We start from the raw sequence: 24,678 nt of genomic DNA, 5'->3' as shown, positions 1-24,678 counted from the left end.
CGCATGGGTTCGGGATCCCGGCAAGAGGTCCGCGTCGAGAACGGTTTCGGGTATGGCGTCATCGGTGCCGATCTGCACGTCTTCCCCGACCGGGGCCCGGTCTACCTGCTCTCCGAGTACGGTCCGGCCGCCGCCCCCGCGGGCCAGGATGCCGCGTGGCTCACCGCCCAGCCCAGCCGTCTGCTCAATGCCCGTTTCCAGGTCGTGGACTTCACTGGCCGCGACCGGGAGCGGGCCGGGCTGGCCGCATGGCGGGACGGCGGCGGTCCGCGCCTCGCGGCCACCTGGCTGCACGGCCCCGGCGGGCAGGGCAAGACCCGGCTGGCGGCCCGGTTCGCCGACGACAGTGCCGCAGCGGGCTGGAAGGTCGTCACGGCCACCCATGGCTCCGGGACGATCCAGCCGCACCCGGGAAGCCAGGACTTGCGCCTCGCCGGTGCCGCCGGGCTGCTACTGGTCGTCGACTATGCCGACCGCTGGCCGCTCTCCCACCTGACCTGGCTGCTCAACAACCGGCTGCTCCACCATCCGCTGCCGACCCGGGTGTTGCTGCTGGGCCGGTCGGTCGCCCCCTGGCCCGCCGTGCGGGCCGCCCTTGAGGATGCGGAGGCCGGGACGAGCGACCTGGCGCTGCCCCCGCTCGACGACCGGGGCGGCGAACTCGGTGAACGGCGGGCCATGTTCACCATCGCTCGGGACTGCTTCGCCGCCCGGTACGGACTCGCCGACCCGTCCGTCATCGAACCGCCCGGCTGTCTGCACCGGCCGGACTTCGGGCTCGTCCTGGCGCTGCACATGGCCGCGCTGGTGGCGGTCGACGCCTACACCCGGGGCAGCCGGCCCCCGCAGGACATGGCGGGCCTGTCCGCGTACCTGCTCGACCGCGAACGCCGGCACTGGACCCAGCTCTACGAGAACCGTCTGGAGGGACTGGACTACGCGACACCGCCCGGCGCCATGGGCCAGGTGGTCTTCACCGCAGCCCTCACCGGAGCCACCGCGTACGCGAACGGCACCGCACTGCTGAGCAGTCTCGGCCTGGAGCATCCCGGACGGCTGCTGGCCGACCACACCACGTGCTATCCGGCAGAGGAGTCCGGTGCCGTCCTGGAGCCGCTCTATCCCGACCGGCTCGCCGAGGACTTCCTCGCCCTGAGCCTCCCCGGGCACGAGGCCACCGGCTACCCCGCCGCGCCCTGGGCGGCGGACACCACCGGCACGCTCGTCGCCCGCGACGGGCAGGGCGCGCCGCCCGCGCACACCGCCCGCGCACTGACCTTCCTGGCTTCGGCGGCGGCGCCGCACCGCTGGCCCCACGCGGTCCGGCACCTCGAAGCCGTGCTGCGCGCCGACCCGGCCCTGGCCCTCGCCGCCGGCGCCGCCGCCCTGAGTGCGCTCGCCGCCTGCGACCTCGATACCGCCGTCCTGGAGGCGATCGACGCGCACGTCCCCCCGCACGGCCAAGTGGACCTCGACGCCGGGATCGCGGCCCTCACCCAACGCCTCACCCGCCATCGGCTCGCCGCCACGGACGACCCTGCCGAACACGCCCGGCTGCACCAGAACCTCGGGTTCCGGATGACCCGGGCGGGACACCGAGAGGACGCCGTGGCGGCCACCGATCAGGCGGTCGGCATCTTCCGGCGGCTCGCGGCCACCGACCCTGGCAGGTTCGAACCCGAACTCGCCGGCGCCCTGACCCAGCTGAGCGAGTGCGCCTTCAAGGCGGACCGCATGCAGGCGAGCCGCCGGGCCGCCGAGGAGGCGGTCGGCATCTTCCGCGGACTGGCCGCCTCTGACCACAGGGCCTACGAACCGGGCCTCGCGCTCTCCCTGTCCCATCTGGGACACGGCATGTCGGAGGAGCGCGAGCAGGAGGAAGCTCTGGCCGCCGCGCAGCGGGCCATGGGGATCTTCCAGCGGCTGGCCCCGACCGATCCGGCGGTCCACGAACCGGGCCTGGCCATGACACTGGCTCAAACCGCGGTCTATTCCTGGCGGTTGCGGCGCTGGGAGGATGCCCTCTCCGCGGCGGAGCGCTCGGTCGAGATCATGCGACGGCTGGTGGCCGACGGGCCCGCGGCACCCGTAACCGACCTCACTCGCTCCATGGTGGTGGAGGAGTCCGACCTTGCGACGGGCCTGGGCAACCTGGGGTTCTTCCTGTGGGGCGCACGCCGCCGCGACGACGCGCTGGCCGCCCTGCGCGAGGCGGTCGCGATCGAGCGGCGGTTGGCGGATGTGAACCCGGCCGCCCATGAGCCTTCCCTGGCCGAGACCTTGACGACCCTCGGCACGTATCTCGCGCTCAGCGGGCACGCGAAGGAAGCCCTGGCCGTCGCCGGGGAGGCAGTGGAGATCTTTCGGCGGCTCGCGGAGGTGCGTGCCGCCGAGTTCGAGAAGCCGCTGCGGAAGGCGCGCAAGGCTTACGAAACCGCACGGGACCGACTGGCCGACGGGGGACCCCGGTCCTGGACCATGGAGGAGCACTACGTGACCCTCCTCAACCAGGACGAGGTCTGGCAGGACGCCAAGGACCGCCGCCACCGCCTCGACGACATGGAGCCGCGGTATTGCGGCAACGTGCTGGGCTTCCTCCTCCGGCAGGCCGACGACATCTTCGCGACGCTGGTGAACGGACTTGCCGCCTCCCCCGAAGCACTGGGCCGGTGGGAGGGCGAGGACGCCGGGGCGTGGCTCGCTCGGCAGCCGCTCGCGGTTGCACTGCGCCGTCGCTCCGAGGGCAAGCCCGCCCGGTCAGGGCTCTGCTACTGCGGATACGCGATCCAGCCCGGATGGAATCATGATCATTGCTACCCGGGCATCATCGTCGACTGACACACGCGGCCGGCCGGGCCGGCAAGGGGGGAAACTCGTGGGGGATACGGCCGAGTTCGGCCAGACGGTCGTGGAAGTCGTGCAGGAACGCTGGGGCGTCGCGCTGGAGGGCACCGGGCTCATCGACCGCTTCACCGAACCGGGGTGGAGCTACGAGGAGGAGGTGCCCCGCACCTGCCCGGAGTGCGACGGGCGTATGTACGCGCTCCGCAGACCGTACGAATCGGGCGGGCGCGTCTACCGCTACGTGGCCGTCGTCTGCCCGGTCTGCCCCGCGGCGTACACGCTGGCCGACCTCGGCGTGAAGACCTACGACAAGCTGTGGCCGCGTCCCACGGCGAAGAAGACCGCGGCCCCGCGGCTCAAGGTGACCGGACCGGCGCTCGTCGCCAGCGCCGAGGAGGCGCTCCTCGGCCCCTGTCCCGTGGAGCCCGGTGTCACCATCACCCCCATCACCCCTCTCAGGGTCATCGCCGCTTCCACAGGACCGGCCTGGCCCGCGGACCTCCCGGTGCCCAGGGCTCACGAGCAGCGCCGCCTGATGTGGTGCAAGGTGACCGACCCGGCTTGGCGACCGCCCGAGCAGGCGGTGTCGGCGGCCGACGACGTCCGCGTCATCCTCCCCGAGGGCCCCGCCTTCGACGACCTGCGCGCGCACCTGGCAGTCCGCTGCATACCGTTCCGCAGCGCCCGGCACTGGACGGAGGGCGAACAGGTCGGCACCGTGTCCGACTTCGGCACCGCCACGGCGCTGGTGGCCCACCCGGTCCGCGCGTTCCCCGCCAACGGTTCCCCGATGCCGCCCGCACCCGTCGCCGGTCCCGGGGCCCATGCGGCCCGGGATGCGTTCGAGGCCCAGTGGGACGCCCTGGAGGACCTTCCGGCCGCCGACGACATCCCGTACATACCGGTGGCCGACCTCGTTCCCGAGGACTGGACCCGCCTGCTGCCGTACCCCACCTTCAACCCCGCCCAGGCCGACGCCGTTCCGGCGGTGATGGACGGCGACGACCACCTGATCGTCGTCGCCCCGACGGGAGCCGGCAAGACGCCGATCGGCATGGTCGCCGCACTGCGGGCGCACGCCCGAGGCCGCAAGGCGGCCTGGCTCGTCCCCCAGCGGTCGCTGACCGACGAACTCGACCGCGAACTGGAGAACTGGCGGCGGCACGGGCTGGAGGTCGTCCGGCTCACGGGCGAGTACGCCGTCGACACCCAACTCATCCGCGAGGCCGACGTCTGGGTCGCCACCACCGAGAAGTTCGAGGCGATCTGCCGGAACGGATCGCTCGGCGGCGCCCTCGCCGAGGTCGGCTGCCTGGTCGTCGACGAGATCCACCTACTCGGCGACCCGGGGCGCGGCGCCGTGCTGGAAGCCGTTCTCACGCGGGTGCGCGAGGACAGCGCCCAGACCCGCATCGTCGGGCTCTCGGCGACCGTGGCCAACGCCGACCAGGTCGCCGCATGGCTGGGGGCCCGGCTGATCCCGGACCTCCTGGCGGCCCACCCGGCTGACCTGGCAGATCCCCATGCTCCCCGCGCTGCGCGACGGCGAACGGTCCGCACAGGCCGTCACCGCCCGCACAAACGCGGCCGTGCAACTGGCCCGGGCCTTCACCGACGAGGACGGCAGTGTGCTCGTCTTCTGTAGCAGCAAGCGCGGCGTGCGCGCGACGGCACTCGCCCTCGCCGCGGACCGGGGCGTGCCGACGCGCGGCGTCGACGCGGACGACACGGAACTCGTCGAGCGGCTGTGCACCAGCGCCGGCATGGGGCTGCACTACCGCGACTGGCCGTTCAAACGCGAGGCCGAACGCGCCTTCCGGGCCCGCGAGATCGATGTCCTGGTCGCGACCTCCACCGTGGCCGCCGGAGTGAACCTCCCCGCCCGCGCCGTCGTCGTGCGCGACGTCCGGCTGGGCCGGAACCGGATCGAAGTGTCCATGGTGCAGCAGATGTTCGGCCGCGCCGGGCGGGTCGGCGCGGGAGAACGGGAGGGCTGGGCCTTCCTGCTGGCGGACGAGACGGAGCGCCCGGAGTGGCAGGCCCGGCTGACCGCCGGCTACACCGTGCGCTCCCGCATCGGCGACCGGCTGCCCGACCACCTCCTCGCCGAAGTGGTGCAGGGCCGCGTGGGCTCGATGAAGGAGGCCGAGGACTGGTGGACCGACACATTCGCCTTCCATCAGGGACACGACAGCGTCGAGCCGCTCCATGACGCAGCGCTCTACCTGGCGGAAGCGGGGTTCCTGCGCATCGCCCCCGGCCCCCAGGGCGCGGAATTCCTGGAGGCCACCGAACTGGGCATGCTGACCAGCCGCTTCATGGTCGACGCCGAGCTCGCGCACGAGCTGTCCGAAGGCGTGCGCAGGGTGCAGGTGCCCGAGGACCCCGACCATGCCGAGGCTCTCCTCACCGAGCTACTGAGCATCCAGCTCCCCGAACTGGCGGAAGCGGCCTTCAGCGACCGGGCGCGCGCCACGCTGCGGCGGGTGCTGCACCATCAGGGCCGCGCGGAGCGCCTGGGGCACGACCAGAGCCTCCCGGACAAGGACGAGGGCCTGCTGCCGGGCGAACTGGCCCACGCGGTACTGCTGCTGGTCGCCAGGAGCCCGCAGTTGTTCGCCGCACGTGGCGGATACGTGCTCGGCATCCCGGCCGACAGCCTGACCGGCATCCTGGACGAGAGCCAGCGCTACCTGGCCTGGCTGGGAGCCCAGGGCGAGCTGGGCACCGTCCACCCCTGGGCGGCCGTCGTGGCCGCGGACCTCGCCGAGCGCATCCGCTGGCGCGCCCTCGGGCCCGGCCGCGGCGCCGGTCGGCTGCTGTGGATGTGCGGGCGGATGGCCACGCCGCAGCTCGCCACTCGCCTCGTCCCCCGCATGTGGCGTGCGGCACGGGACCGGGGCGTCGGCGCCCCGGACTGGACGGGCACCACTCCACCGCGCGACAGCGCTCTCTCGCCGGAGCGCTACCAGGCACTGCTGAAACAGCGGGCCACCGGCGCCGCATTCACCTCGCACTCCGGCTCCCTGCGCGTCGAGGCCCCGCACGGTGCGGTGATCTGCCTGTGGGACGGTGCGACGACGGTCCGGTACACGGCGGACGGCTCGTCGGCCCGCCTGGAGCACCCGCTCGCGGACCCCGACGATCCCTCGACGGGCCGACGGGGAGCAGCGGTCTTCACCTGCGGCGACCGCTTCACCGCCGGCTGGCTCGCGGCCTACAACGGGGTCGGGGCTGTAGGGGAATCCTGAAAAGTCGTGTGGACGATGTGGACCTCCTTGCCCATCGGATCTTCCGGTGGTCGACGAACCCGGAGCGCAAGCTCCCCACCGGTATGACACTGAGCGAGCTCGCGCGGTCCAAGGAAGACCTCGAAGAGTACGAGGACCACGCAGACCGCCGACTCGGGAGATTCACTGGGCAGATGGAAGAGAAGGGCGTCCGCTTCGGTCTGCTCTACACGGCCTGCCACGGTGCACTCGCCTGCTCCAGGTGGTGGGCGCACCCCACATGGCCTGATCGCGTTGAGCGTTTCATCACCGTCCTCGACAGCCCAACCGACCCTCATTGGGGGCCGGATGGAGACCGGCGCAAGCAGCTGGAAGCCGAGCCGGCGGCTGTACGTGAGCGAGGCACTTTGCGCGCCGTGCTTCTCCGGTCCCCCTGGAAACTGGGCAGGGATGCCGCTGAGTGGATCACAGACGCCGGCATCGGCTACATGGCATCCACGGAAGGGGCGCCCCTGCACGGTAACGGGTAGGAGAGCGCCCTGTCGGCGATTCCCGGCCGCATCCCAGCTGAGAGACGCTCACTAACCGACCACACAGGTCAACCGCTCTCCCTGCGTGAGCGGACGGCGCGGCAGAGCCCGTCCGAGGGCTCGAACCCGCGGCCAAGCCTTGCGCCAGGTTCTGCGTCAGGGTCTCCGCCGCTCACCCGAGTGCACATCCAGTGCACATCCACAAGGGCACTCCCAGGAACCCGCAGGTCAGAGAAGGATGCCCACCCCAGCCCCCACAAAGGCCCCACCGAAGGCGTTCCCTCTGGTCAGGGCTGGAAAAGCGGACGAGTCGGCCTGTACGCCGGGTTCTGTCTCCGGGCGACCTTGCGGTCGGCCGGGAGGCGGTCATCCATCTAGGGCTGCCGTTGCCGGCAGCCTCGTGCGGTCTACCCGCGGACTCGGGCGGGCAGCCCTCGTGCGTCCGCGCAGGGGCATCTTGCGATGCCCCCTCTTGACCTTGCTCCGGGTGGGGTTTACCTAGCCCTCCGAGTCACCTCGGAGGCTGGTGGTCTCTTACACCACCGTTTCACCCTTACCGAGGACCGAGGTCCCCGGCGGTTTGCTTTCTGTGGCACTGTCCCGCGGGTCACCCCGGGTGGGTGTTACCCACCACCCTGCCCTGTGGAGCCCGGACGTTCCTCGGGGGGATACGGGATCCCCACGCGACCGCCCGGCCGGCTCGTCCGCCGTGGGGACCATGCTACCTGGCGGGCGGTGGGGGCTTGACCTTGCCGTGGCGTCAACGTTTTTCATGGCGGTATGGGGATTGGGGAGGCGGGATGAGGATCGGGGAGCTCGCCGCGCTGGCCGGGGTCAGTACGCGGACCGTGCGGCATTACCACCATGTCGGGCTGCTGCCGGAGCCGGAGCGGCGGGCCAACGGGTACCGGGAGTACGGGCTGCGGGACGCGGTGGCGCTGGCGCGGGTGCGGCGGCTGACGGAGCTGGGGATCGGGCTGGACGAGGTCAGGGATGTCCTGGCCGATGACGCGGGGCGGGAGCTGCGGGACGTACTGGCCGAGCTGGACGCGGATCTGGCGCGGCAGGAGGCGGCGATCCGGGAGCGGCGGGCGCGGCTGGCGGCGCTGCTGCGGCGGGCGGACGAAGTGGGCGGGTTGCCGGAGGAGGGGCCGGTGTCGGAGCAACTGGCGGATCTGTTCGGGGAGATGGCGCGGGCGTCGGCGGCGCTGCCGGGGCCGGAGCCGGCGATGGCGGCGCGGGAGCGGGAGCTGCTGGCTCTGCTGGACGCTTCGGGTGACGACCGGGCGCAGGGGGCGATGGCGGCGGCACTGCGGGAGATGTTCACGGCGCCGGGGTCGATGGAGCGGGCGTATGTGGCGTACGGGCTGCTGGACGCGCTGGCGGGGGCGGCGGTGGACGATCCGCGGGTGGCCCAGGCCGCGCGGGCGATGGTGGAGAGCGTGCCCGAGGGGGCCGTGGCGGCGATCGCCGCCGGGGCCGGGCCGATGGAGGGATCGGGGCGGGAGGCCGAGGTCTGGACGGAGCTGCTGGTGAGGGAGCTGGCGCCGGCGCAGGCGGAGGCGATGCGGATGGCCATGCGGATGATCGGGGAGGGGGCGCGATGAGCGGGCCGGGGGCGCGTGAGGTGGTGCGGCGGCTGGCCCGCCATGAGGTGCGGTGGCAGCTGAGCCTGGTGCACTGGGTGGCGCGGCGGCGGGCCGGGGTGGCGGCGGGTGACCGGGCCCTGGCGTACGCGGGGGCGCAGGCGGCGCTGATGTACGGGCTGACGTTCGTGTGTCTGGTGGAGACGGTGGGGGTGAGTGCGCTGCTGGCGGGCATGCCGGCGCTGCATGCGGTGGCGCTGGTCGCCGATGTCTACACGCTGCTGATGATGCTGGGGTTCCAGGCGTCGGCGGTGACCCGGCCGCATGTGCTCGGGCCGGACTCGCTGCTGCTGCGCGCCGGCGCCCGGGCGGAGCTGCGGATACCGCTGGAGCGGATCGTGGCCGTCCGGTACGACCTGCGGCTGACCCAGGACGCGAAGCAGGGGGACGGGGTGCTGGAGATGGCGGTGGGCGGGCAGACGTCGGCGACCGTGGAGCTGGCCGAACCGGTCGTCGCGGTAGGGGTGTTGGGGCGGCGGGAGGTGGTGCGTACGGTGCGGTTCCATGCCGACGACGCGCGGAGCGCGGTGGCGGCGGTGCGGAGCGCGGTGGCGGCTGCGGCCGGGCGGGCGGCGGTGGACGCGGCGGGGCCCGGGGATCCGGTCACGCCGGTGTGAAGCGGACCGGCTCGCGGCCCGGTTCGGCCTCGGCGAGGCGGACCTGGATGCGGTGGCCCAGGGGCAGCGCGGGGCCGTCGGGGGGAGCCGCGACATGGCCGATGACGGCCGGTTCGTAGAGGTGGACGGTGCCCTGGGTGGGGTCGGCCTCCTGGCGGTCGACGACCAGCGCCTCGAAGGTGTCGCCGACCCGGTCGCGGAGCAGGGCGGCTTCGACGAGGTCGACGCAGGCGCGTTCGACCTGGTTGGCGCGCTGGGTGCCGGTCTCCATCTCGTGCGGGAGGTTGCGCAGCGCGCCGCGGACCCAGTCGGCGGGGCCGTGGCCGGCGGAGGCGGCCAGGCAGAGTTCGGAGGTGTAGCGGTCGACGAGCCGGCGCAGCGGCGCGGTGGCGTGGGCATACGGGGCGGCGACCGCGGCGTGCACGGCCACGGACGCGGGCGGGACGGTGCCGTCGAAGACGGTGTAGCCGGCGCCGCGCAGCAGGGCGGTGCACTCCAGCAGGAACGCGGCGTGCGCGGCGCGGTGCGGGTCGAGGGTGCGGATCAGGGCCGCGTAGGAGGTGTGGTGCGGCCAGTCGACGCCGAGGGCCTGGGCGGTGAGGCGGAGGCGGGCGACCGAGCCGTCGGGGGCGGTGGGCAGGGTGCGCAGGACGCCGGTGCCGGAGGCGAGCATCAGATCGGCGGCGGCCATGCCGGTGAGCAGCGAGATCTGGGCGTTCCAGCCGTAGGCCGGGAGCGGGGCGCGGTATTCGAGGGTGTAGCGGCCGTCGTGCTCGACGATCTCCTGCTCGGGGAGGTTGAGGGAGATCGCGCCCCGGGCGACCTCCAGCTCTTCGCGGCGCAGTCCGATCTCACGGAGCAGGGCGAGCGGCTCCTCGGCGGTGTGGTCGTCGAGGACCCGCTGGACGCCTGTGTAGTCGAGCTTGGCGCGGGAGCGGACCAGGGCGCGGCGTACGGAGGCGAGGGTCAGCGCACCGTCGGCGTCGAGGTCGAGCTGCCACAGGACGGCCGGGCGGTCCTGGTCGGGCAGCAGGCTGGCGGCGCCCTCGCTGAGCACCGTCGGGTGCAGCGGGATCCGCTCGTCGGGGAAGTAGAGGGTGGTCACCCGGTGGTGCGCCTCGGCGTCCAGGGCGCCGCCCGGGGTGACGAAGGAGGCGATGTCGGCGATGGCGTAGTGGACGCGGAAGCCGCCGTTGGGCCGCCGGGACAGGAACATCGCCTGGTCCAGGTCCTGGGAGCCGGGCGGGTCGATGGTGAAGAGGGGCAGGTCGGTGGCGTCGTACAGGGTGTGCTCCGTGGCCACCTCGCCGTCGCCGGCCGGGATGCGCGGGGCCCGGGCGGCGCTGTCCGCCTCGGCCTGCGCGGTGGGCGGGAAGTGGTCCGGGATCTCCAGCCGTACGCGCAGGTCGTGCAGCGCGGCCCGCAGCGGGGCCTCGGCTGCGTCGGTCACATGCATATGGCGACGGGGCATGAGATCGAGCCTATGGCGGGCGGGCGCTCCCGGCGCGGTGTGCGGGCGCCGGGGCCCATCGGTGCGTCGGGGCGGGCGGGGAGGCCGGGACCCGGGGTCCGTCCGGTGGGCCGGGGTCGGAAAGGGCCACGCCGGGCCCTGCCGGACAGACCCTAAGCTTTCGGCGGGGCCGCACCCCCGCTCGTACCGCTGCGAAGGAGAACACCGTGCTCGTGCTGTTGCCGCCGTCCGAAGGGAAGGCCGCGGGAGGGGCCGGAGGGCCGCTGGATCCGGGGGCGCTGTCGCTGCCGGGGCTGGCCGGGGCGCGGGCGGAGGTCCTCGGGGAGCTCGTCGAGCTGTGCGCGGCCGATGCGGGCAAGGCGCAGGAGGTGCTCGGGCTGAGCGACGGCCTCAAGGGGGAGGTCGCGAAGAACGCGGGGCTGCGTACGGCGGGGACCCGGCCGGCCGGGGAGATCTACACCGGGGTGCTCTACGACGCCCTGGGGCTCGCGTCCCTGGACGGGGCGGCGCGGAAGCTGGCCGAGCGGTCGCTGCTGGTGTTCTCGGGTCTGTGGGGTGCGGTGCGGATCGATGACCGGATCCCGTCGTACCGCTGCTCGATGGGGGTGAAGCTGCCGGCGCTCGGCGCGCTGGGGGCGTACTGGCGGGGGCCGATGGCGGAGGTGATGCCGGAGGCCGCCGGGGAGGGGCTGGTGCTCGATCTGCGCTCGGCGGCGTATGCCACGGCGTGGAAGCCCAAGGGGGAGGTCGCCGGGCGGACCGCGACCGTGCGGGTGCTCCAGTCGAAGATCGTGGACGGGGTGGAGAAGCGCTCGGTGGTCAGCCACTTCAACAAGGCGACCAAGGGGCGGCTGGTGCGGGATCTGCTGACCGCGGGGATCGAGCCGGCGGGTCCGGCGGAGCTGGTCGAGGCGCTGCGCGGGCTGGGGTACGCGGTCGAGGCCGAGGCGCCGGCGAAGGCGGGCAAGGCGTGGGGCGTCGATGTGATCGTGACGGAGCTGTGAGCCGGCGGAGCCGGTAGCGCGGGGGCACAGGGAGACGTCGTTGCAACATATGCAACGGGCGTTGCAAGGGATGGCGCGGCGGGCGCAGTATGGGCGCCGTGACCAGCGCCGCCTCCTCCCCCGTGCCCTCCCCCCGGCTCTCCACTCCGTCCGGGCAGGGGGGACCCCCGTCCCCTTCGGTCCTCGGCCTCGCCCCCGTCATCCCGGTCGTCGTGCTCCAGGACGCCGCCGACGCCGTGCCGCTCGCCCGGGCGCTGGTCGCGGGCGGGCTGCCGGCGATCGAGATCACCCTGCGGACGCCCGCCGCGCTGGACGCGATCCGGGCCGTCGCCGCCGAGGTGCCGGAGGCGGTGGTCGGCGCCGGCACCCTGCTCACCCCCGAGCACGTCGCCGCGGCCGGTGCGGCCGGCGCCGCGTTCCTGGTGAGCCCCGGCTGGTCGCCGCGGCTGCTGCACGCCATGCGGGACTCCGGCCTCCCGTTCCTGCCGGGCGTCTCCACGGCCTCGGAAGTGGTGACCCTGCTGGACGAGGGCATCACCGAGATGAAGTTCTTCCCGGCACAGGCGGCGGGCGGCACCGCCTATCTGAAGTCGCTGGCCGCACCGCTGCCGCAGGCCCGCTTCTGCCCGACCGGCGGCATCGGCCCGGCGACCGCGCCGTCCTATCTGGCGCTGCCGAACGTCGGCTGCGTCGGCGGAAGTTGGATGCTGCCGGACGACGCGCCGGCCGCGAAGGACTGGGGCCGGGTGCGCCAACTCGCCCGGGACGCCGCGGCGTTGACGCCCTGAGCCGCCCCACCCGGCCGACCCGCCCGGCAACGGACCGGGCCCGGCGCATCGGTGACGATGTGCCGGGCCCGGTCGCGTACGGAACGTGCGTCCCGCTAGCGCAGGTGCGCGGTGTCGTTCAGCAGCCGCAGCGAGGCGTTGCCGTCCGCGTAGTACGCCACCGCCGACAGCGACGCCGCCGACAGCTCCATGCGGAACAGCGATTCCGGCGGGGCGCCCAGCGCCAGCCGGACCAGGGTCTTGATCGGCGTGACGTGGGTGACCAGCAGGACGGTCCGGCCCGCGTACCGGGCGATGAGCTTGTCGCGGGCGACCGCGACCCGGCGGGCGACCGCCGCGAAGGACTCGCCGCCGCCGGAGGGCGCCGCCTTGGCGGAGCCGAGCCAGGCGTCCAGGTCCTCGGGGAAGCGCTCGCGGACCTCGGCGAAGGTCAGCCCCTCCCAGGCCCCGAAGTCGGTCTCGCGGAGCCCGTCCTCGACGCGGACGTCCAGGCCGAGCCGGGCCGCGACCGCGTCGGCGGTCTCCCGGCAGCGGCGCAGCGGTGAGCTGACGACGGCCTGGATCGTGCCGCGCGCGGCGAGCGCGGCGGCGGTCGCCTCGGCCTGGCGGCGGCCGGCGGCGGAGAGTTCGGGGTCGGTGCCGCCGCTGCCGGAGAAGCGCTTCTCGGGGGTCAGCGCGGTCTCGCCGTGCCGCAGCAGGACGAACGTCGCGGGCACGCCGAGGTCGGGCGCGCCCCAGCCCACCGGCGGGGCGGCGGGCGCCTGTTCGGCGGTCTCGGCGGCCCGGTCGGCGGCGCGGGCCGCGGCGCTGCGGGCGGGCGCACCGGCGGTGGCCAGTGCCGCGCGGGAGTCGCGCGGCTCCCACTGCTTGCCGTTCTTGCCCGCGTCCATCGCCTCGTTGGCGAGCCGGTCGGCGTGCTTGTTCTTCTCCCGGGGGATCCACTCGTAGGTGACACGGTCCGCGGGGAAGACCGTCTTCGCCTCGGCGGCCAGCGGCTTCATGTCCGGGTGCTTGATCTTCCAGCGGCCCGACATCTGCTCGACGACGAGCTTGGAGTCCATCCGGACGTGGACAGTGGCCTGCGGGTCCAGCGCGTGCGCGGCGCGCAGCCCGGCCAGCAGGCCCTTGTACTCGGCGACGTTGTTGGTCGCGGTGCCGATGAACTCGGCGGCCTCGGCCAGCGCCTCGCCCGTCGCCGGGTCGAGGACCACCGCGCCGTAGCCGGCCGGGCCCGGGTTGCCCCGGGAGCCGCCGTCCGCTTCGACGATCAGCTTGCGCGCCATGGCCTACAGGCCCGAGTCGGGCGTACGGACCAGGATGCGGCCACAGTTCTCGCACCGTACGACGGTGTCGGCGGCGGCGGCCCGGACGTCGTTGAGCTCGGTGATGTTCAGCTCCAGCCGGCAGCCCTCGCAGCGGCGCTGGTAGAGGCGGGCCGCGCCGACGCCGCCCTCCTTGGTGCGGATCCGGTCGTAGAGCTTGACCAGCGCCTCCGGGATGTCGGCGACGGTCAGCTCACGCTCCTTGGTGACCGTGGCGGCCTCGGCGTCGATCTCGGCGTACACGGCGTCCCGGCGGGCGGTGGCGTCGTCGGCCTTGGCCTGGATGGCCTCGACCCGGCCGGTCAGCTCGGCGACCCGCTCCTGCGCGGACTCGCGGCGCTCCATGACCTCCAGGACGACGTCCTCCAGGTCTCCCTGGCGCTTGGCCAGCGAGGCCAGTTCGCGCTGGAGGTTCTCCAGGTCCTTCGGGGAGGCGACGGCGCCGGAGTCCAGGCGCTTCTGGTCGCGGGCGGCGCGCTGGCGCACCTGGTCCACGTCCTGCTCCGCCTTGGTCTGCTCGCGGCTGGTGTCGCTCTCCTCGGTCTGCGCGGCGACGAGCAGGTCGCGCTGCTGGGTGAGGTCGGCCTCCAGGGTCGTCAGCTCGGCCAGCTCGGGGAGGTTCTTGCGCCGGTGCGCGAGCTGGGTGAGCCGGACGTCCAGGCTCTGGACGTCGAGAAGGCGGATCTGGTCGGCGGGCGCGGCGTTCAGCGTGGGGCTCCTGTGGTGTGGGAATTGTCAGGGGGGCTGGTGAGCGGGGCGGACGCCGCGTGGGCGGTCCAGGGGTCGGTGACCGTACGGGAGACATGCGTGCGCAGTCCCCAGCCGTGCCGGTCGGAGACCGCGTCGAGCTGGGCCGCGGCCTGCTCGCACCACGGCCATTCGGTGGCCCAGTGGGCCGCGTCCAGCAGCGCCAACGGGCTGTTCCGCCCGGTGGTCTGGATGGCCTCGGAGGCCGGGTGGTGGCGCAGGTCGGCGGTGAGGAACGCGTCCACGCCGGCCGCCCGTACGTCGTCGAAGAGGCTGTCGCCGGAGCCGCCGGAGACCGCCAGGGTGCGGATCTCGCGGTCCGGGTCGCCGGCCGCCCGGATGCCCTGCGCGGTGGCCGGCAGGCGGTCCGCGGCGTACCCGGCGAGCTCGGACAGCGTCATCGGGTGCGGCAGTTCGCAGATCCGGCCCAGGCCGCGGCGGCCGGCCGGATCGCTCGGGTCCGGCACCAGGGGGCGCAGGATCCGCAGGTCCAGTGCGCCGGCCAGGGCGTCGGAGACGCCGGGGTCGGCGGTGTCCGCGTTGGTGTGCGCGACGTGCAGGGCGATGTCGTGCTTGATGAGGGTGTGCACGACCCTGCCCTTGAAGGTGGAGGCCGCGACCGTCGTCGTCCCGCGCAGGTAGAGCGGGTGGTGGGTGACGAGGAGGTCGGCGCCGAGCTCCACCGCCTCGTCGGCGATCTCCTGGACCGGGTCGACGGCGAACAGCACCCGGCGGACCTCGGCGCCGGGGTCGCCGCAAACGGTGCCGACGGCGTCCCACCCCTCGGCCCGCTCGGGGGGCCAGAGGACGTCGAGCGCGGCGAGGACTTCAGACAGTGCGGGCACGGGGGAAGGTTACCTCTCACCCGTGCCGCCGCACCGCCCCGCGGTCCGCGGAGGGCACCCGGCACCGGGTCCGCTCGGGCCGGTGCCGGACCGTCGGTGCCGGACCGTCGGTGCCGGACGGTCGGTGCCAGGCGAGGAAGCCGCGCAGATCGTCCGGGACGCCGTCGGCGGCGGTGACGCCGGGGCCCAGGTACCAGGTCTCGTCCTTCACGTTCTCGGCGTGGCCGTCCCCGACCGCCCTCAGGTACTTCCGGAGCGGGTTCTGCCCGGCGGTGTCGCGCCTGGTGGGCTTCGGGTCGCCGTGGACGCCGGTGAAGATCCACTCGGCGTCGGCCTGGCCGGTGTTCTCCGGGCCGGCCTCGGTGGCGGGATCGTCGGCCTGCCGACGGCCTTCTTCTCGGCCGCCGAACGGCCGCGAAGCCGCCGGTGAACCGCGGCATCCGGCACCCCCGACGGCAACTTGGGGCGCCCACGGCTTTACCCATCCCTGGATCAGGGAGCACAACCACCCCACCCAGCACCGGCGAACCGGACAATCGCCACCCTTATGCGTGAAGTGCGGTAACTCTCGTCGATCGGCCGGAAATGCGAAAAGTAACGTCCCTGCACTGGAGGTGGCCACCGATGACGATCTGTGCCAGTGAGGACGCCACTGCGCTCGGCAGCCCGCACCGCGCGGCGCTGACGATCGCCGCCGACGGCTCGTACGCCGCCCGGCTCGCCCGTCACGACGACGCCGCCGGGAGCTGGTTTCCGGAGCGCTGGACGATCGGCGGCCCGGAGCCGTACGCGGTCCCCCTGCCGGGCAGCCAGCCCGAGGAGCCGGACAGCGAACTGCTGCCGCTCGCGGACGGCCGGGTGCTGATCCTGCGCCGGGTCGCCGACCGCTTCACCGTCTCCCTGCTCTACCCGACCGGCCCGGGGACCCGGGAGGTCCTGCTCGGCGCCGTGCCGGCGGACACCCTGACACTGCTGCCGCCCACCCCGCGCGGGACGCTCGGCTATGCGCTGGCGCCCGGCGCGCAGGGCACCGCGCTGTGGCTGGTGCACGGCGGCGCGGCCGGGCCCGAGCGGGTCGCCGTGGTGCCGGGGCGCTGCACCGGCGGCGCCTGGCTGGACCACGAAGGGCGACTGCTGGCGCTGGACCAGGAACTGGACGGCCGGACCAAGGCCGTGGTGGTCGATCTGGCGCACGGCGGCCCGGCCAGTCCGCTGCTCCAGATCACTGAGGAGAGCAACGACCGCCTGCTGCTGGCCGATCCGGACAGCGGGCTGCTGCTCGTGCGGTCCGACGCCCCCGGGCACGACCGGCTGGGCTGGGGGGTGCTCGGCAGCAGCCTGCCGGTGCGCTTCCCGGAGTGCCTGCGGGCTCCCGACATGGCGGTGACGCCGTTCGCGGTGCAGCCGGGGCGGATGCTGCTGCCGGATAGCTGTGCGGTGGCGTTCCGGATCGATGCCGCGAGCGGGACGTGGCTGGGCGTATGGCGGCCCGCGGGGCGGCAGTTGCGGCAGCTCCGGGTGCCGGACGGCTGGCTGGCGGGCGCCGGGCTGTGGACGCGGGACGGCGAACTCCTGCTGCCCTACGCGACGGACGCGGTGCCGTGCGGGGTGGCGCGGATGGCCATACCGCTGGGGCCGGCCGCGGCGGAGGAAGCCGCGGGGCCGGCGGAGGCCGTGCGGTCGGCGGCGACTGCGGAGCCGGTCGCGATGCCGGACGGGATGCCGATCGCGGTGCCGCCCGCTGTGGCGGGCGGATCAGGAAGCACGGATTCCGGGGGCGGGATTGTCCCGGATGCTGCGGGTACCTGTATCGGCTCCACAGCATCTCCACATCCGAAGGTCATCGACACGGAACCGCACAGCAGTTCCCCGCATCCCCGATTGTGCAGGCCAGTGCCCTTGCAACAGGCACCTCTTGCGGCCCGGGAGGCCCTGTGGAGCGCTCATTCCCGCCCAGTTACTATTCGGGCGGGGGCTACGCAGCCGGTTGACCCGGCCACCGACAGCGCCGCACGGGTTTCCCCCCGGCGGTAGCTGGGGGAGGTCCCGACGCGTACAGCTGTAAGCGATCTGACGGAGTGACTCTTTCCATGTCCGAAGCCCGAACCGACACGACCCAGGCGCGCCCCCAGGAGGCATCCGCCCAGGCCGCCGAGGCCGCATCCGGCAGGCACCGCGGCCAGGCTTCCTCGTCCGAGGAGGCCCAGGCCGCCGTGCACGGCCGGCACCGCCGGGACCAGCAGGCACAGACCGCCTGAGGACCCACCCGACGCCGACGGCCGTGGCCACCGCACCGCTTCCCGCGGACGGCGGCCACGGCCGTTTCCGCGCGTGCACCGGTCCGCACCCGAACGGGCCGACCGTCAGCCGCGCTTGAGGCCCAGCACCTCGGCCGCCGCGAAGGTCTCGTGCGCCGGGCGCTCGGCGTAGTACGGCGTCAGCAGGCCGTCCAGCTCCTCGTAGCTGAAGACCTCCTTGGCGGTGTCGAACTTGGCGGCGATCCGAGGGCGTTCGGCGATCGCGACCATCCCGCCGTGGACGACCAGCAGCTGGCCGTTGACCCGGGCGGCGGCCGGCGAGGCCAGGTAGCCGACCAGCGGCGCCACGTGCTCGGGCGCCAGCGGGTCGAGACCGCCGTCCTCGGGGACCTGGAACCCGGCGAAGACGTCCTCGGTCATCCGGGTGCGGGCGCGCGGGCAGATCGCGTTCGCGGTCACGCCGTACTTGGCCAGCGCCAGCGCCGTGGAGGTGGTGAGGCCGACGATGCCGCCCTTGGCCGCCGCGTAGTTGGGCTGGCCCGCCGAGCCGGCGAGGAACGCCTCGGACGAGGTGTTGACGATCCGCCCGAAGACCGGGCCGCCGGCCTCCTTGGAGCGGGCGCGCCAGTGTGCGGCGGCGAAGTGGGTGGTGTTGAAGTGCCCCTTGAGGTGGACGCGGATCACCGAGTCCCACTCGTCCTCGGTCATCGAGAACACCATCCGGTCCCGCAGGATTCCCGCGTTGTTGACCAGGATGTCCAGTCGGCCGTAGGTGTCGATCGCCAACTGGACGAGTTCCTCGGCCTGTCGGTGGTCGGCGACATCGCCGAGGTGGGCGACCGCCTGCCCGCCGGCCGCGCGGATCTCGGCGGCGGCCTCCTCGGCGGGGGCGGCACTGGCCGCGCCCGTCCCTCCCCCAAGCTCTCGACTTCGCTCGAGCAGGGGGGACCCCCATCGCCCCGGCTCCCCGAGGTCGTTGACGACGACCCGGGCGCCGAGGCGGGCGAGTTCCAGGGCCTCCGCCCGGCCCAGACCGCGTCCGGCGCCGGTGACGATCGCGGTCAGGCCCTCCAGTGGCTGTCCCATACGTGTCCCCTCTTGTCCCGTCCCAACCTGTCCTGTCGTCCCGCACGGCGGTGCGGTGTCAGATCTCGATGCAGGTGCGGAGCGACGTTCCCGAACGCATCTGGTCGAGGGCGTCGTTGATCTCGGCGAGCCGGACGCGATGGGTGATCAGCCCTTCGAGGTCGATCCGGCCGGCCCGCCACAGCGCGATGGCCCGCTCGTAGGACCGCAGCACGTCGGCGCCTCCGTACAGCGACGGCAGGATCCGCTTCTCGTCGAAGAACAGCTCGAACATGTTGACCTGGAAGGCGTCGTCCAGCGCGCCCGCGCCGACCACGCACAGGGTGCCGCCGCGCCGGGTCGTCTCGTACGCGGTACGGGCGGTCGCGGACCTGCCGACGACCTCGAAGACGTAGTCGAAGCCCTCTCCCCCGGTGATCCGCACCTTGGCGTCGGCGAGTCCGTCGGGCGCGACGGCCTCGGTGGCGCCGAAGCGGAGGGCGGCCTCGCGGCGGGTGGCCACCGGGTCGACGGCGATGATCTGGGCCGCGCCGCAGGCCCGTGCCCCCTGGATGACGGAGATGCCGACGCCGCCGCAGCCGATCACCGCGACCGAGGACGCGGCCTCCACCTTCGCGGTGTTGAGGGCCGCGCCGAGCCCGGTGGTGACACCGCAGCCGATCAGCGCGGCGATCTCGTACGGGACGTCGTCCGGGATCGGGACCGCGCAGTTGGCGGCCACCACGACCTCCTCGGCGAAGGTCCCGGTCCCGGCGAATCCGAAGACCTCCCCGCCGGGACGCCTGAAGTTGGGCGTGCCGGCGTTCATGAACCCGGCCAGGCACAGGTGTGTCTGGCCGCGCTTGCAGGACGGGCAGTCTCCGCAGGCGGGCAGCCAGCACATCAGGACCCGGTCGCCCTGCTTCAGCCCGGTGACCCCGTCGCCGACGTCGAGGATCTCGCCGGCGCCCTCGTGCCCCGGGACGAAGGGGGCCGGCTGCGGCAGCACCCCGTTCATCGCGGAGAGGTCGGAGTGGCACAGCCCGGTGGCCCGGATGCGGATCCGGACCTTCCCGGGACCGAAGCCCACCGTCTCGACGTCGTCGAGCACTTCGAGCTTGTCCTGTCCTGTCTCGTGCTGTACGGCTGCGCGCATGCCTCTCACGGCTCCTCTCGCGGCTTCACGGCAACAAGATGTCCCGGTGACAACGGGCGGCGGCGGGGCCGCCGAGTCTCCCCGGTGGCCGGGGCCTGTCCGACGGGTCGGGGTCGGAGCGGCCCTAGCTGTACGCGATCACGGTGTCCGCCAGCACCGGCGCGTCGTCGCGGTCGGCGGAGGTGACCGACACCTGGAGGCGGCCCTCCTCGGGGGCGTCCCGCCAGACGCGGATGCGCAGCGTCTCCCCCGGGAAGACCACCCCGGCGAAGCGGGTGGTGTACGAGCGGACCCGCGCGACGTCGCCGCCCAGTGCCGTGTCGACGACCGCCTTCAGCGTGACCCCGTACGAGCACAACCCGTGCAGGATCGGCCGGTCGAACCCGGCGAGTGCGGCGAACTCCGGGTCGGCGTGCAGCGGATTCCAGTCGCCGGACAGCCGGTAGAGCAGCGCCTGGTCCTCGCGGACGAGCCGCTCGGTGGTCAGATCGGGGGCCCGCTCGGGCAGTTCGAGGCGCGCGGAGGGCCCGCGTTCACCGCCGAAGCCGCCCTCGCCGCGGACGAAGATCTGGGTGTCGCAGGTCCACAACGGGCCGTCGCCGTCGGCCACTTCGGAGCGCAGCACGATGACGGCGGCCTTGCCTTTGTCGTAGACGGCGGGGACGGTCGAGGTCTGGGTGGCCCGGCCGCGGACGGGCAGGGCGCGGTGCACGGTGACGGTCTGCCCGCCGTGCAGGACGGCGGCCAGGTCGACGTCGATGCCGGGGGCGGAGAGCCCGCCCGCGAGCGCCATGCCCCCGCCGGCGACGGTGGCGAAGCCGGGCAGGACGTGCAGCACGCTCTCCAGGGTGTAGCGGAGCTCGTCCGGGTCGGTGGCGGGGTGCGGCTTCTCGGGGGTGGGCGCGCCGGCGCCGATGCCGAGGTGGTAGAGCTGGACGTCCTTGTGGTCCCAGGCGAGTTCGGTGGTCCGCGGCTCGGCGGAGGTGGCCTTGGCGGCGTCGATGGGCATCGGGGGTGCTGCTCCTTCACCACGGTGTGAGACCCCGGCCCGGCCGTCCGCACCGTCGGCCGTGCCGGGGTCGTATCGGGTCGGCGGGGCCGCGCCCGGTCGGCGCACGGGGCGCACTTCTAGAACGCGTTCTAGCCGATGACCCTCATGTATAGCCGATGCGCGCCGCACCCGGAAGGCCTCTGACGGATTGTCAGATCTGGCGGTCACCGGGGCAACGCGGCCAGCGCCCCGTGGAGGACCCGGGGCGGGCCGCGGGGCGGGATCGCCGGGTCGGTGGCGGGGTGCCGCCCGGCGGACCGTGACATTTGTCAGGGCGGATCCTGCACATTCGCATCTGCCGCCCGGCGGCGGCCCTCCGTAGCGTCATGGGCACGACGTCGGTGGACGTCGTGCGACGAGGAGGACGACCGGCGCGGTGCGCGCCGGCGCGACGGGGAGGACAGTGATGGCAGGGACGGCGGTGCCGAGAGGCACGGCGGTGGGATTCTCCGGGGTCACCCGGAACTTCGGCGCGGTGCGTGCCGTGGCCGGGCTGGATCTGGAGATCGCCCAGGGCGAGACCGTGGCGCTGCTCGGGCGCAACGGGGCGGGCAAGTCCACCACCATCAACATGCTGCTGGGCCTGCTGCCGCCCGGCTCGGGCACGGTGCGGCTGTTCGGCGACGAGCCGGCGGCGGCGGTGCGGGCGGGCCGGGTGGGGGCGATGCTCCAGGACGGCAAGCCCGTCCCCCGGGTCACCGTCCGCGAGCTGATCGGCTTCGTCGCCGCCACGTACCCGCACCCGATGGACGTCTCCGAAGCCCTGGAGCTGGCCGGTCTCGCCGACTTCGGCGGGCGCCGGATCGACCGGCTCTCGGGCGGCCAGGCGCAGCGGGTCCGGTTCGCGGTGGCGCTGGCCGGCAACCCCGAACTGCTGGTGCTCGACGAGCCCACGGCGGCGCTGGACGTCGAGGCGCGCCGGGCGTTCTGGCACTCCATGCGCGGCTATGCGCGGCGCGGCAACACCATCCTGTTCTCCACCCACTATCTGGAGGAGGCGGACGACCACGCCGACCGGATCGTGGTGATCGACCGCGGCCGAGTGGTCGCCGACGGCAGCGGCGCGGCGATCAAGCGGCGGGCCGGCGGCTCGCTGGTCTCCTTCGACCTCGCGGGCGCGGGCACCGGCCCGCTGTCCGGACTGCCCGGCGTGACCGCCGTGGAGATCCGCGGCGACCGCGCCCTGCTGCGGACGTCGGACTCCGACGCGACGGTGCGGGCGCTGGCCGGCCTGGACCTCATCCGCGGCCTCCAGGTCTCCCCCGCCGGCCTGGAGGACGCCTTCCTCCTGCTGACCGGTGCCGGCGGTGACACGGACCCCGGCGCCGAGAACGCCCGTACGCCCGCCGACCACGGTGTGCTGCCCCCGAAGGAGACGGTGTGATGCTCGACTACCTCCGCCTGGAAGTGCGCCGCACGCTGCGCGACAAGAGCTTTGTGATCTTCGGTATCGGGATGCCGGTGCTGATGTACCTGCTGTTCACCACGCTCGGCGCGGGCTCCGGCGGCGCACCGATGGAGTGGCGGGTCTCCGCGATGGTCGGCCTGGCCGCGTACGCAGGGCTGGGCGCGGCGATCGGGGTGGGCAACGGCCTGGCCGAGGACCGGAGCCTGGGCTGGCTGCGGCAGCTGCGGATCACCCCGCTGGGCCCGGTGCAGGTGGTGGTGGGCCGCGGGCTGACCGGGACGGTGACGGTGCTGCCGGCCGTCGGGGCGGTGCTGCTGGTGGGCGCGCTGGTCAACGGCGTACGGCTGGCGGCCTGGCAGTGGGCGGCGCTGGTCGTGCTGCTCTGGCTGGGGACCGCGCCCTTCACCCTGCTCGGCCTCGGCAACGGCTACCGCCTCTCCTCGCAGACCACCGGACTGGTCAACACCGGCTGCCTGCTGCTGCTTTCGGTCGTCGGCGGCCTGTGGTTCCCGGCCGACGCGTTCCCCGGCTGGCTGCGCGCGCTGTCCTCCTGGACGCCCGCCAACCGCTTCGCCGATCTGGGGCTGAGCGTCACCCGCGGCGGCGCGCCGGGCCTGACGACGGTGGCGGTGCTGGCCGCCTGGCTGGCAGTCTTCGGCGGCTACGCGGTGTACGCGTACCGCCGGGCGGCCCGCTCGGTATGAGGAACGACGTGAGGCAGATGACAGAGCAGCGGACACGGGGCGCGGACCCCAAGGACGGCAGCGACGGCAGCGACGGCAGCGGCAGCAGCGAGGACGGCCAGTGGTCGTGCGCGGCGCGGCCGAAGTGGGGCCGGCGGCAGATGAAGGGCCCCAACCGGTACACCTTCCTGCCCTGGCTGCTGATGGGACTGGGCGCGTTCTCCAACGTCATCCAGGGCAAGACCGACCATCCGGTGCTGGCCGGCGCCGGACTCCTGGCCTTCAACTCCCTTTACGTCAGCGTCGTCTTCTCCTCCTTCAGCCCCCGGAGGCGCGACACCCGCTATCCGCTCTACGCCCTGGGCGGGCTGACCGCCGTCACCTTCGCCATCGCGCTCGGCTTCCGCGGCGACTGGTTCCTGTTCTTCCCGCTGCTGTCGCTGGCCTCCGGTACGGTGCGCCCGCTGCGCGGCAAGCCCCTCGGCGTCTGGCTGATCGCGCTCAGCGGCACGGCCGGCTTCCTGTCCGGATGGGGCGATCACGACCCGACGGGCTCATTCGGCGTCGGCTACGCCACGTTCCTGTCCGGCATGGTGACGGCGACGGTCCTCAGCCTCTTCGACACGATCCAGGAGCTGCGGAGCACCCGTCAGGAACTGGCGCGCAGCGCCGTGGAGCGGGAGCGGCTGCGGTTCTCCCGCGATCTGCACGACCTGCTGGGCCACACGCTGTCCGTGGTGGTGGTCAAGGCCGAGGCGGTCCGCCGGCTGGCGCCGCGCGACCTCGATGCCGCGCTGGCCCAGGCCGCCGACATCGAGGCGGTCGGCCGGCAGGCGCTGACCGAGATACGCGAGGCGGTCACCGGCTACCGCGAGGGCAGCCTCACCACCGAGCTGGACCGGGCCCGTTCGGCGCTGGAGGCGGCCGGCATCGAGCCCGTCGTACGGCTGTCCGGGCCGCCGCTGCCCGCGCAGGCCGAGGCGCTGCTGGGCTGGGTGGTCCGCGAGGGCGTGACCAACACCGTGCGGCACAGCGGCGCCACCCGCTGCGAGATCGAGGTGCGCGCCGACGGCGACCGGGCCCGGCTGACGATCACGGACGACGGCCGCGGTCCCGTAGGCTCCGGTGCCGCGGGGCCCGACGGTGCCGCCGGTACGCGGGGCGGCTCGGACGAACCGGACGAGCTGGACGACCCGGCCGGCGGCAACGGCCGCGGCCCGGTGGGCGGTACGGGCCTGAAGGGGCTGGCCGAGCGGCTGGCCGCGGCGGGCGGCACGCTGCGCAGCGGTCCCGACGGCCGGCGCGGCTTTCGCGTGAGCGCCGAACTTCCGGTGGGCGCGGGTGATGTGGCGGATGCGGAGGAGTTGACCAGGTGATCAAGGTCCTGCTGGCGGAGGACCAGCGAATGATGCGGGGCGCGCTGGCGCTGCTGCTCAACCTGGAGGAGGACATGGAGGTCGTCGCCCAGGTCCCGGCGGGCGACCAGATCGTCGATGCGGCGCTGGCCGCCCGGCCCGATGTGGCGCTGCTGGACATCGAACTCCCGGGCCGCAGCGGGCTGGACGCCGCCGCCGATCTGCGCGCGCAGCTGCCGTCGTGCAAGGTGCTGATCGTGACGACGTTCGGCCGGCCCGGCTATCTGCGCCGCGCCATGGAGGCCGGGGCGTCCGGTTTCCTGGTGAAGGACGGCCCGGTGGAGGACCTGGCGGCGGCGATCCGCCGGGTCCTCGCCGGTGAGCAGGTCATCGACCCCGGGCTGGCCGCGGCGGCGCTGAGCGCCGGCCCCAATCCGCTGACCCAGCGCGAACGCGATGTGCTCACCGCGGCCGTGGACGGCGCGACGGTCGCCGACATCGCCGGCAAGCTGCACCTCTCCCAGGCCACCGTGCGCAATTACCTCTCGGCGGCCATCGGCAAGACCGGCACCCGCAACCGCATGGAGGCCGTACGGGCGGCCCGGCGCAACGGCTGGCTGTAGGGCGCCCGGTGGGCCGCACCGCGCGCGGGGGCGGG

General features: G+C 73.8%; 21 protein-coding genes, 1 other RNA gene and 1 pseudogene. 14 read left to right on the top strand and 9 right to left on the bottom strand.

Features of this window, described 5'->3' with window-relative positions; genetic code table 11:
• Window positions 1-3 precede the first annotated feature (3 nt).
• From IEZ17_RS07815 to IEZ17_RS07805, 4 genes are read left to right on the top strand one after another with little or no spacing between them, the layout of a single operon-like run.
• Window positions 4-2,838 carry a tetratricopeptide repeat protein gene (locus tag IEZ17_RS07815; RefSeq protein ID WP_189297851.1) on the top strand — a complete coding sequence of 945 codons (2,835 nt, stop codon included), beginning with the start codon at window positions 4-6 and terminating at the stop codon, window positions 2,836-2,838.
• A gap of 37 nt (window positions 2,839-2,875) precedes the next feature.
• Window positions 2,876-4,489: a DEAD/DEAH box helicase gene (locus IEZ17_RS42110; RefSeq protein ID WP_229852022.1), complete on the top strand. Its 1,614-nt coding sequence runs from the start codon at window positions 2,876-2,878 to the stop codon at window positions 4,487-4,489.
• Window positions 4,434-6,095, top strand: coding sequence for a helicase-related protein (locus tag IEZ17_RS42105; protein ID WP_229852021.1), 1,662 nt, complete (start codon window positions 4,434-4,436; stop codon window positions 6,093-6,095). The genes IEZ17_RS42110 and IEZ17_RS42105 overlap by 56 nt, the downstream gene beginning before the upstream one ends.
• Before the next feature lie 8 nt (window positions 6,096-6,103).
• Window positions 6,104-6,604, top strand: a complete 501-nt coding sequence (locus IEZ17_RS07805) for a hypothetical protein (RefSeq protein ID WP_189297849.1) — start codon at window positions 6,104-6,106, stop codon at window positions 6,602-6,604.
• 302 nt (window positions 6,605-6,906) lie between these two features.
• On the opposite strand, the gene rnpB is transcribed toward IEZ17_RS07805, so the two are convergent.
• Window positions 6,907-7,307, bottom strand: an RNA gene (gene rnpB / locus IEZ17_RS07800) — RNase P RNA component class A.
• Between the two features lie 97 nt (window positions 7,308-7,404).
• Between rnpB and IEZ17_RS07795 the strand changes: the two genes are divergently transcribed.
• Both IEZ17_RS07795 and IEZ17_RS07790 read left to right on the top strand, forming a co-directional pair.
• Window positions 7,405-8,211: a MerR family transcriptional regulator gene (locus tag IEZ17_RS07795; RefSeq protein ID WP_189297847.1), complete on the top strand. Its 807-nt coding sequence runs from the start codon at window positions 7,405-7,407 to the stop codon at window positions 8,209-8,211.
• A complete protein-coding gene (locus tag IEZ17_RS07790) occupies window positions 8,208-8,867 on the top strand; it encodes a hypothetical protein (protein ID WP_189297845.1) in 660 nt (219 codons plus the stop codon). The genes IEZ17_RS07795 and IEZ17_RS07790 overlap by 4 nt, the downstream gene beginning before the upstream one ends.
• Here IEZ17_RS07790 and IEZ17_RS07785 read toward each other — a convergent pair.
• Complete coding sequence (locus IEZ17_RS07785; RefSeq protein WP_189297843.1) at window positions 8,854-10,338, bottom strand: RNB domain-containing ribonuclease; 1,485 nt, start codon at window positions 10,336-10,338, stop codon at window positions 8,854-8,856. The two genes, IEZ17_RS07790 and IEZ17_RS07785, sit on opposite strands and share 14 nt — an antisense overlap.
• 206 nt (window positions 10,339-10,544) lie before the next feature.
• Between IEZ17_RS07785 and yaaA the strand changes: the two genes are divergently transcribed.
• Both yaaA and eda read left to right on the top strand, forming a co-directional pair.
• Window positions 10,545-11,342 carry a peroxide stress protein YaaA gene (gene yaaA / locus IEZ17_RS07780; protein WP_189297841.1) on the top strand — a complete coding sequence of 266 codons (798 nt, stop codon included), beginning with the start codon at window positions 10,545-10,547 and terminating at the stop codon, window positions 11,340-11,342.
• Between the two features lie 89 nt (window positions 11,343-11,431).
• Window positions 11,432-12,130 carry a bifunctional 4-hydroxy-2-oxoglutarate aldolase/2-dehydro-3-deoxy-phosphogluconate aldolase gene (gene eda / locus IEZ17_RS07775; RefSeq protein ID WP_189297840.1) on the top strand — a complete coding sequence of 233 codons (699 nt, stop codon included), beginning with the start codon at window positions 11,432-11,434 and terminating at the stop codon, window positions 12,128-12,130.
• A gap of 95 nt (window positions 12,131-12,225) precedes the next feature.
• Here the strand turns inward: eda and IEZ17_RS07770 are convergent, their stop codons facing one another.
• From IEZ17_RS07770 to IEZ17_RS07755, 4 genes and pseudogenes are all read right to left on the bottom strand, one after another.
• Window positions 12,226-13,413 (bottom strand): bifunctional RNase H/acid phosphatase, encoded by a 1,188-nt coding sequence (locus IEZ17_RS07770; protein WP_189297838.1) that lies wholly within the window; start codon window positions 13,411-13,413, stop codon window positions 12,226-12,228.
• Window positions 13,414-13,416: 3 nt separating this feature from the next.
• Window positions 13,417-14,160, bottom strand: a complete 744-nt coding sequence (locus IEZ17_RS07765; RefSeq protein WP_189298324.1) for a zinc ribbon domain-containing protein — start codon at window positions 14,158-14,160, stop codon at window positions 13,417-13,419.
• Complete coding sequence (locus IEZ17_RS07760) at window positions 14,157-15,044, bottom strand: Nif3-like dinuclear metal center hexameric protein (RefSeq protein WP_189297836.1); 888 nt, start codon at window positions 15,042-15,044, stop codon at window positions 14,157-14,159. The genes IEZ17_RS07765 and IEZ17_RS07760 overlap by 4 nt, the downstream gene beginning before the upstream one ends.
• Window positions 15,045-15,177: 133 nt before the next feature.
• Window positions 15,178-15,429: pseudogene (locus IEZ17_RS07755) on the bottom strand (ABC transporter substrate-binding protein); the annotation flags it as partial.
• A 239-nt stretch (window positions 15,430-15,668) separates the two neighbouring features.
• On the opposite strand from IEZ17_RS07755, the gene IEZ17_RS07750 reads away from it, so the two are divergent.
• Both IEZ17_RS07750 and IEZ17_RS07745 read left to right on the top strand, forming a co-directional pair.
• Window positions 15,669-17,078 carry a hypothetical protein gene (locus IEZ17_RS07750; protein ID WP_189297825.1) on the top strand — a complete coding sequence of 470 codons (1,410 nt, stop codon included), beginning with the start codon at window positions 15,669-15,671 and terminating at the stop codon, window positions 17,076-17,078.
• A gap of 56 nt (window positions 17,079-17,134) precedes the next feature.
• On the top strand, window positions 17,135-17,302 hold the full coding sequence (locus IEZ17_RS07745) for a hypothetical protein (RefSeq protein WP_189297823.1): 168 nt from the start codon (window positions 17,135-17,137) through the stop codon (window positions 17,300-17,302).
• 105 nt (window positions 17,303-17,407) lie between these two features.
• Here IEZ17_RS07745 and IEZ17_RS07740 read toward each other — a convergent pair whose 3' ends face one another.
• The 3 genes from IEZ17_RS07740 to chsH3 all read right to left on the bottom strand — a co-directional run bounded on the left by IEZ17_RS07740 (window position 17,408) and on the right by chsH3 (window position 20,532).
• Complete coding sequence (locus IEZ17_RS07740; protein ID WP_189297821.1) at window positions 17,408-18,388, bottom strand: 3-oxoacyl-ACP reductase; 981 nt, start codon at window positions 18,386-18,388, stop codon at window positions 17,408-17,410.
• A 58-nt stretch (window positions 18,389-18,446) separates the two neighbouring features.
• Entirely contained in the window at window positions 18,447-19,523 is a 1,077-nt protein-coding gene (locus tag IEZ17_RS07735) for a Zn-dependent alcohol dehydrogenase (protein ID WP_189297819.1), read from the bottom strand.
• 124 nt (window positions 19,524-19,647) lie between these two features.
• Complete coding sequence (gene chsH3, locus IEZ17_RS07730) at window positions 19,648-20,532, bottom strand: enoyl-CoA hydratase ChsH3 (RefSeq protein ID WP_189297817.1); 885 nt, start codon at window positions 20,530-20,532, stop codon at window positions 19,648-19,650.
• 448 nt (window positions 20,533-20,980) lie between these two features.
• Between chsH3 and IEZ17_RS07725 the strand changes: the two genes are divergently transcribed.
• From IEZ17_RS07725 to IEZ17_RS07710, 4 genes are read left to right on the top strand one after another with little or no spacing between them, the layout of a single operon-like run.
• Entirely contained in the window at window positions 20,981-21,958 is a 978-nt protein-coding gene (locus IEZ17_RS07725; protein ID WP_189297815.1) for an ABC transporter ATP-binding protein, read from the top strand.
• Window positions 21,958-22,686 carry an ABC transporter permease gene (locus tag IEZ17_RS07720; protein WP_189297813.1) on the top strand — a complete coding sequence of 243 codons (729 nt, stop codon included), beginning with the start codon at window positions 21,958-21,960 and terminating at the stop codon, window positions 22,684-22,686. The genes IEZ17_RS07725 and IEZ17_RS07720 overlap by 1 nt, the downstream gene beginning before the upstream one ends.
• A 17-nt stretch (window positions 22,687-22,703) precedes the next feature.
• Window positions 22,704-24,041 carry a histidine kinase gene (locus IEZ17_RS07715; RefSeq protein ID WP_189298322.1) on the top strand — a complete coding sequence of 446 codons (1,338 nt, stop codon included), beginning with the start codon at window positions 22,704-22,706 and terminating at the stop codon, window positions 24,039-24,041.
• Window positions 24,038-24,643, top strand: coding sequence for a response regulator transcription factor (locus tag IEZ17_RS07710; RefSeq protein ID WP_189297811.1), 606 nt, complete (start codon window positions 24,038-24,040; stop codon window positions 24,641-24,643). The genes IEZ17_RS07715 and IEZ17_RS07710 overlap by 4 nt, the downstream gene beginning before the upstream one ends.
• Window positions 24,644-24,678: the final 35 nt, after the last annotated feature.

Origin of the sequence: Streptomyces albospinus (genome assembly GCF_014648695.1) — a bacterium.
Classification (GTDB): domain Bacteria; phylum Actinomycetota; class Actinomycetes; order Streptomycetales; family Streptomycetaceae; genus Streptomyces; species Streptomyces albospinus.
Note: the sequence above shows the minus strand (reverse complement) of the source record. Positions and strands in the feature narration are given on the sequence as shown.

Excerpts from the sequence above, each read along its gene's own strand:
- eda (WP_189297840.1), top strand. The coding sequence starts at position 11,432 with ATGGGCGCCGTGACCAGCGCCGCCTCCTCCCCCGTGCCCTCCCCCCGG.
- IEZ17_RS07790 (WP_189297845.1), top strand. The coding sequence starts at position 8,208 with ATGAGCGGGCCGGGGGCGCGTGAGGTGGTGCGGCGGCTGGCCCGCCAT.
- IEZ17_RS07715 (WP_189298322.1), top strand. The coding sequence starts at position 22,704 with ATGACAGAGCAGCGGACACGGGGCGCGGACCCCAAGGACGGCAGCGAC.
- IEZ17_RS07720 (WP_189297813.1), top strand. The coding sequence starts at position 21,958 with ATGCTCGACTACCTCCGCCTGGAAGTGCGCCGCACGCTGCGCGACAAG.
- IEZ17_RS07785 (WP_189297843.1), bottom strand. The coding sequence starts at position 10,338 with ATGCCCCGTCGCCATATGCATGTGACCGACGCAGCCGAGGCCCCGCTG.
- IEZ17_RS07770 (WP_189297838.1), bottom strand. The coding sequence starts at position 13,413 with ATGGCGCGCAAGCTGATCGTCGAAGCGGACGGCGGCTCCCGGGGCAAC.
- IEZ17_RS07725 (WP_189297815.1), top strand. The coding sequence starts at position 20,981 with ATGGCAGGGACGGCGGTGCCGAGAGGCACGGCGGTGGGATTCTCCGGG.
- IEZ17_RS07740 (WP_189297821.1), bottom strand. The coding sequence starts at position 18,388 with ATGGGACAGCCACTGGAGGGCCTGACCGCGATCGTCACCGGCGCCGGA.
- IEZ17_RS07815 (WP_189297851.1), top strand. The coding sequence starts at position 4 with ATGGGTTCGGGATCCCGGCAAGAGGTCCGCGTCGAGAACGGTTTCGGG.
- IEZ17_RS07795 (WP_189297847.1), top strand. The coding sequence starts at position 7,405 with ATGAGGATCGGGGAGCTCGCCGCGCTGGCCGGGGTCAGTACGCGGACC.
- IEZ17_RS07750 (WP_189297825.1), top strand. The coding sequence starts at position 15,669 with ATGACGATCTGTGCCAGTGAGGACGCCACTGCGCTCGGCAGCCCGCAC.
- chsH3 (WP_189297817.1), bottom strand. The coding sequence starts at position 20,532 with ATGCCCATCGACGCCGCCAAGGCCACCTCCGCCGAGCCGCGGACCACC.
- IEZ17_RS07745 (WP_189297823.1), top strand. The coding sequence starts at position 17,135 with ATGTCCGAAGCCCGAACCGACACGACCCAGGCGCGCCCCCAGGAGGCA.
- IEZ17_RS07735 (WP_189297819.1), bottom strand. The coding sequence starts at position 19,523 with ATGCGCGCAGCCGTACAGCACGAGACAGGACAGGACAAGCTCGAAGTG.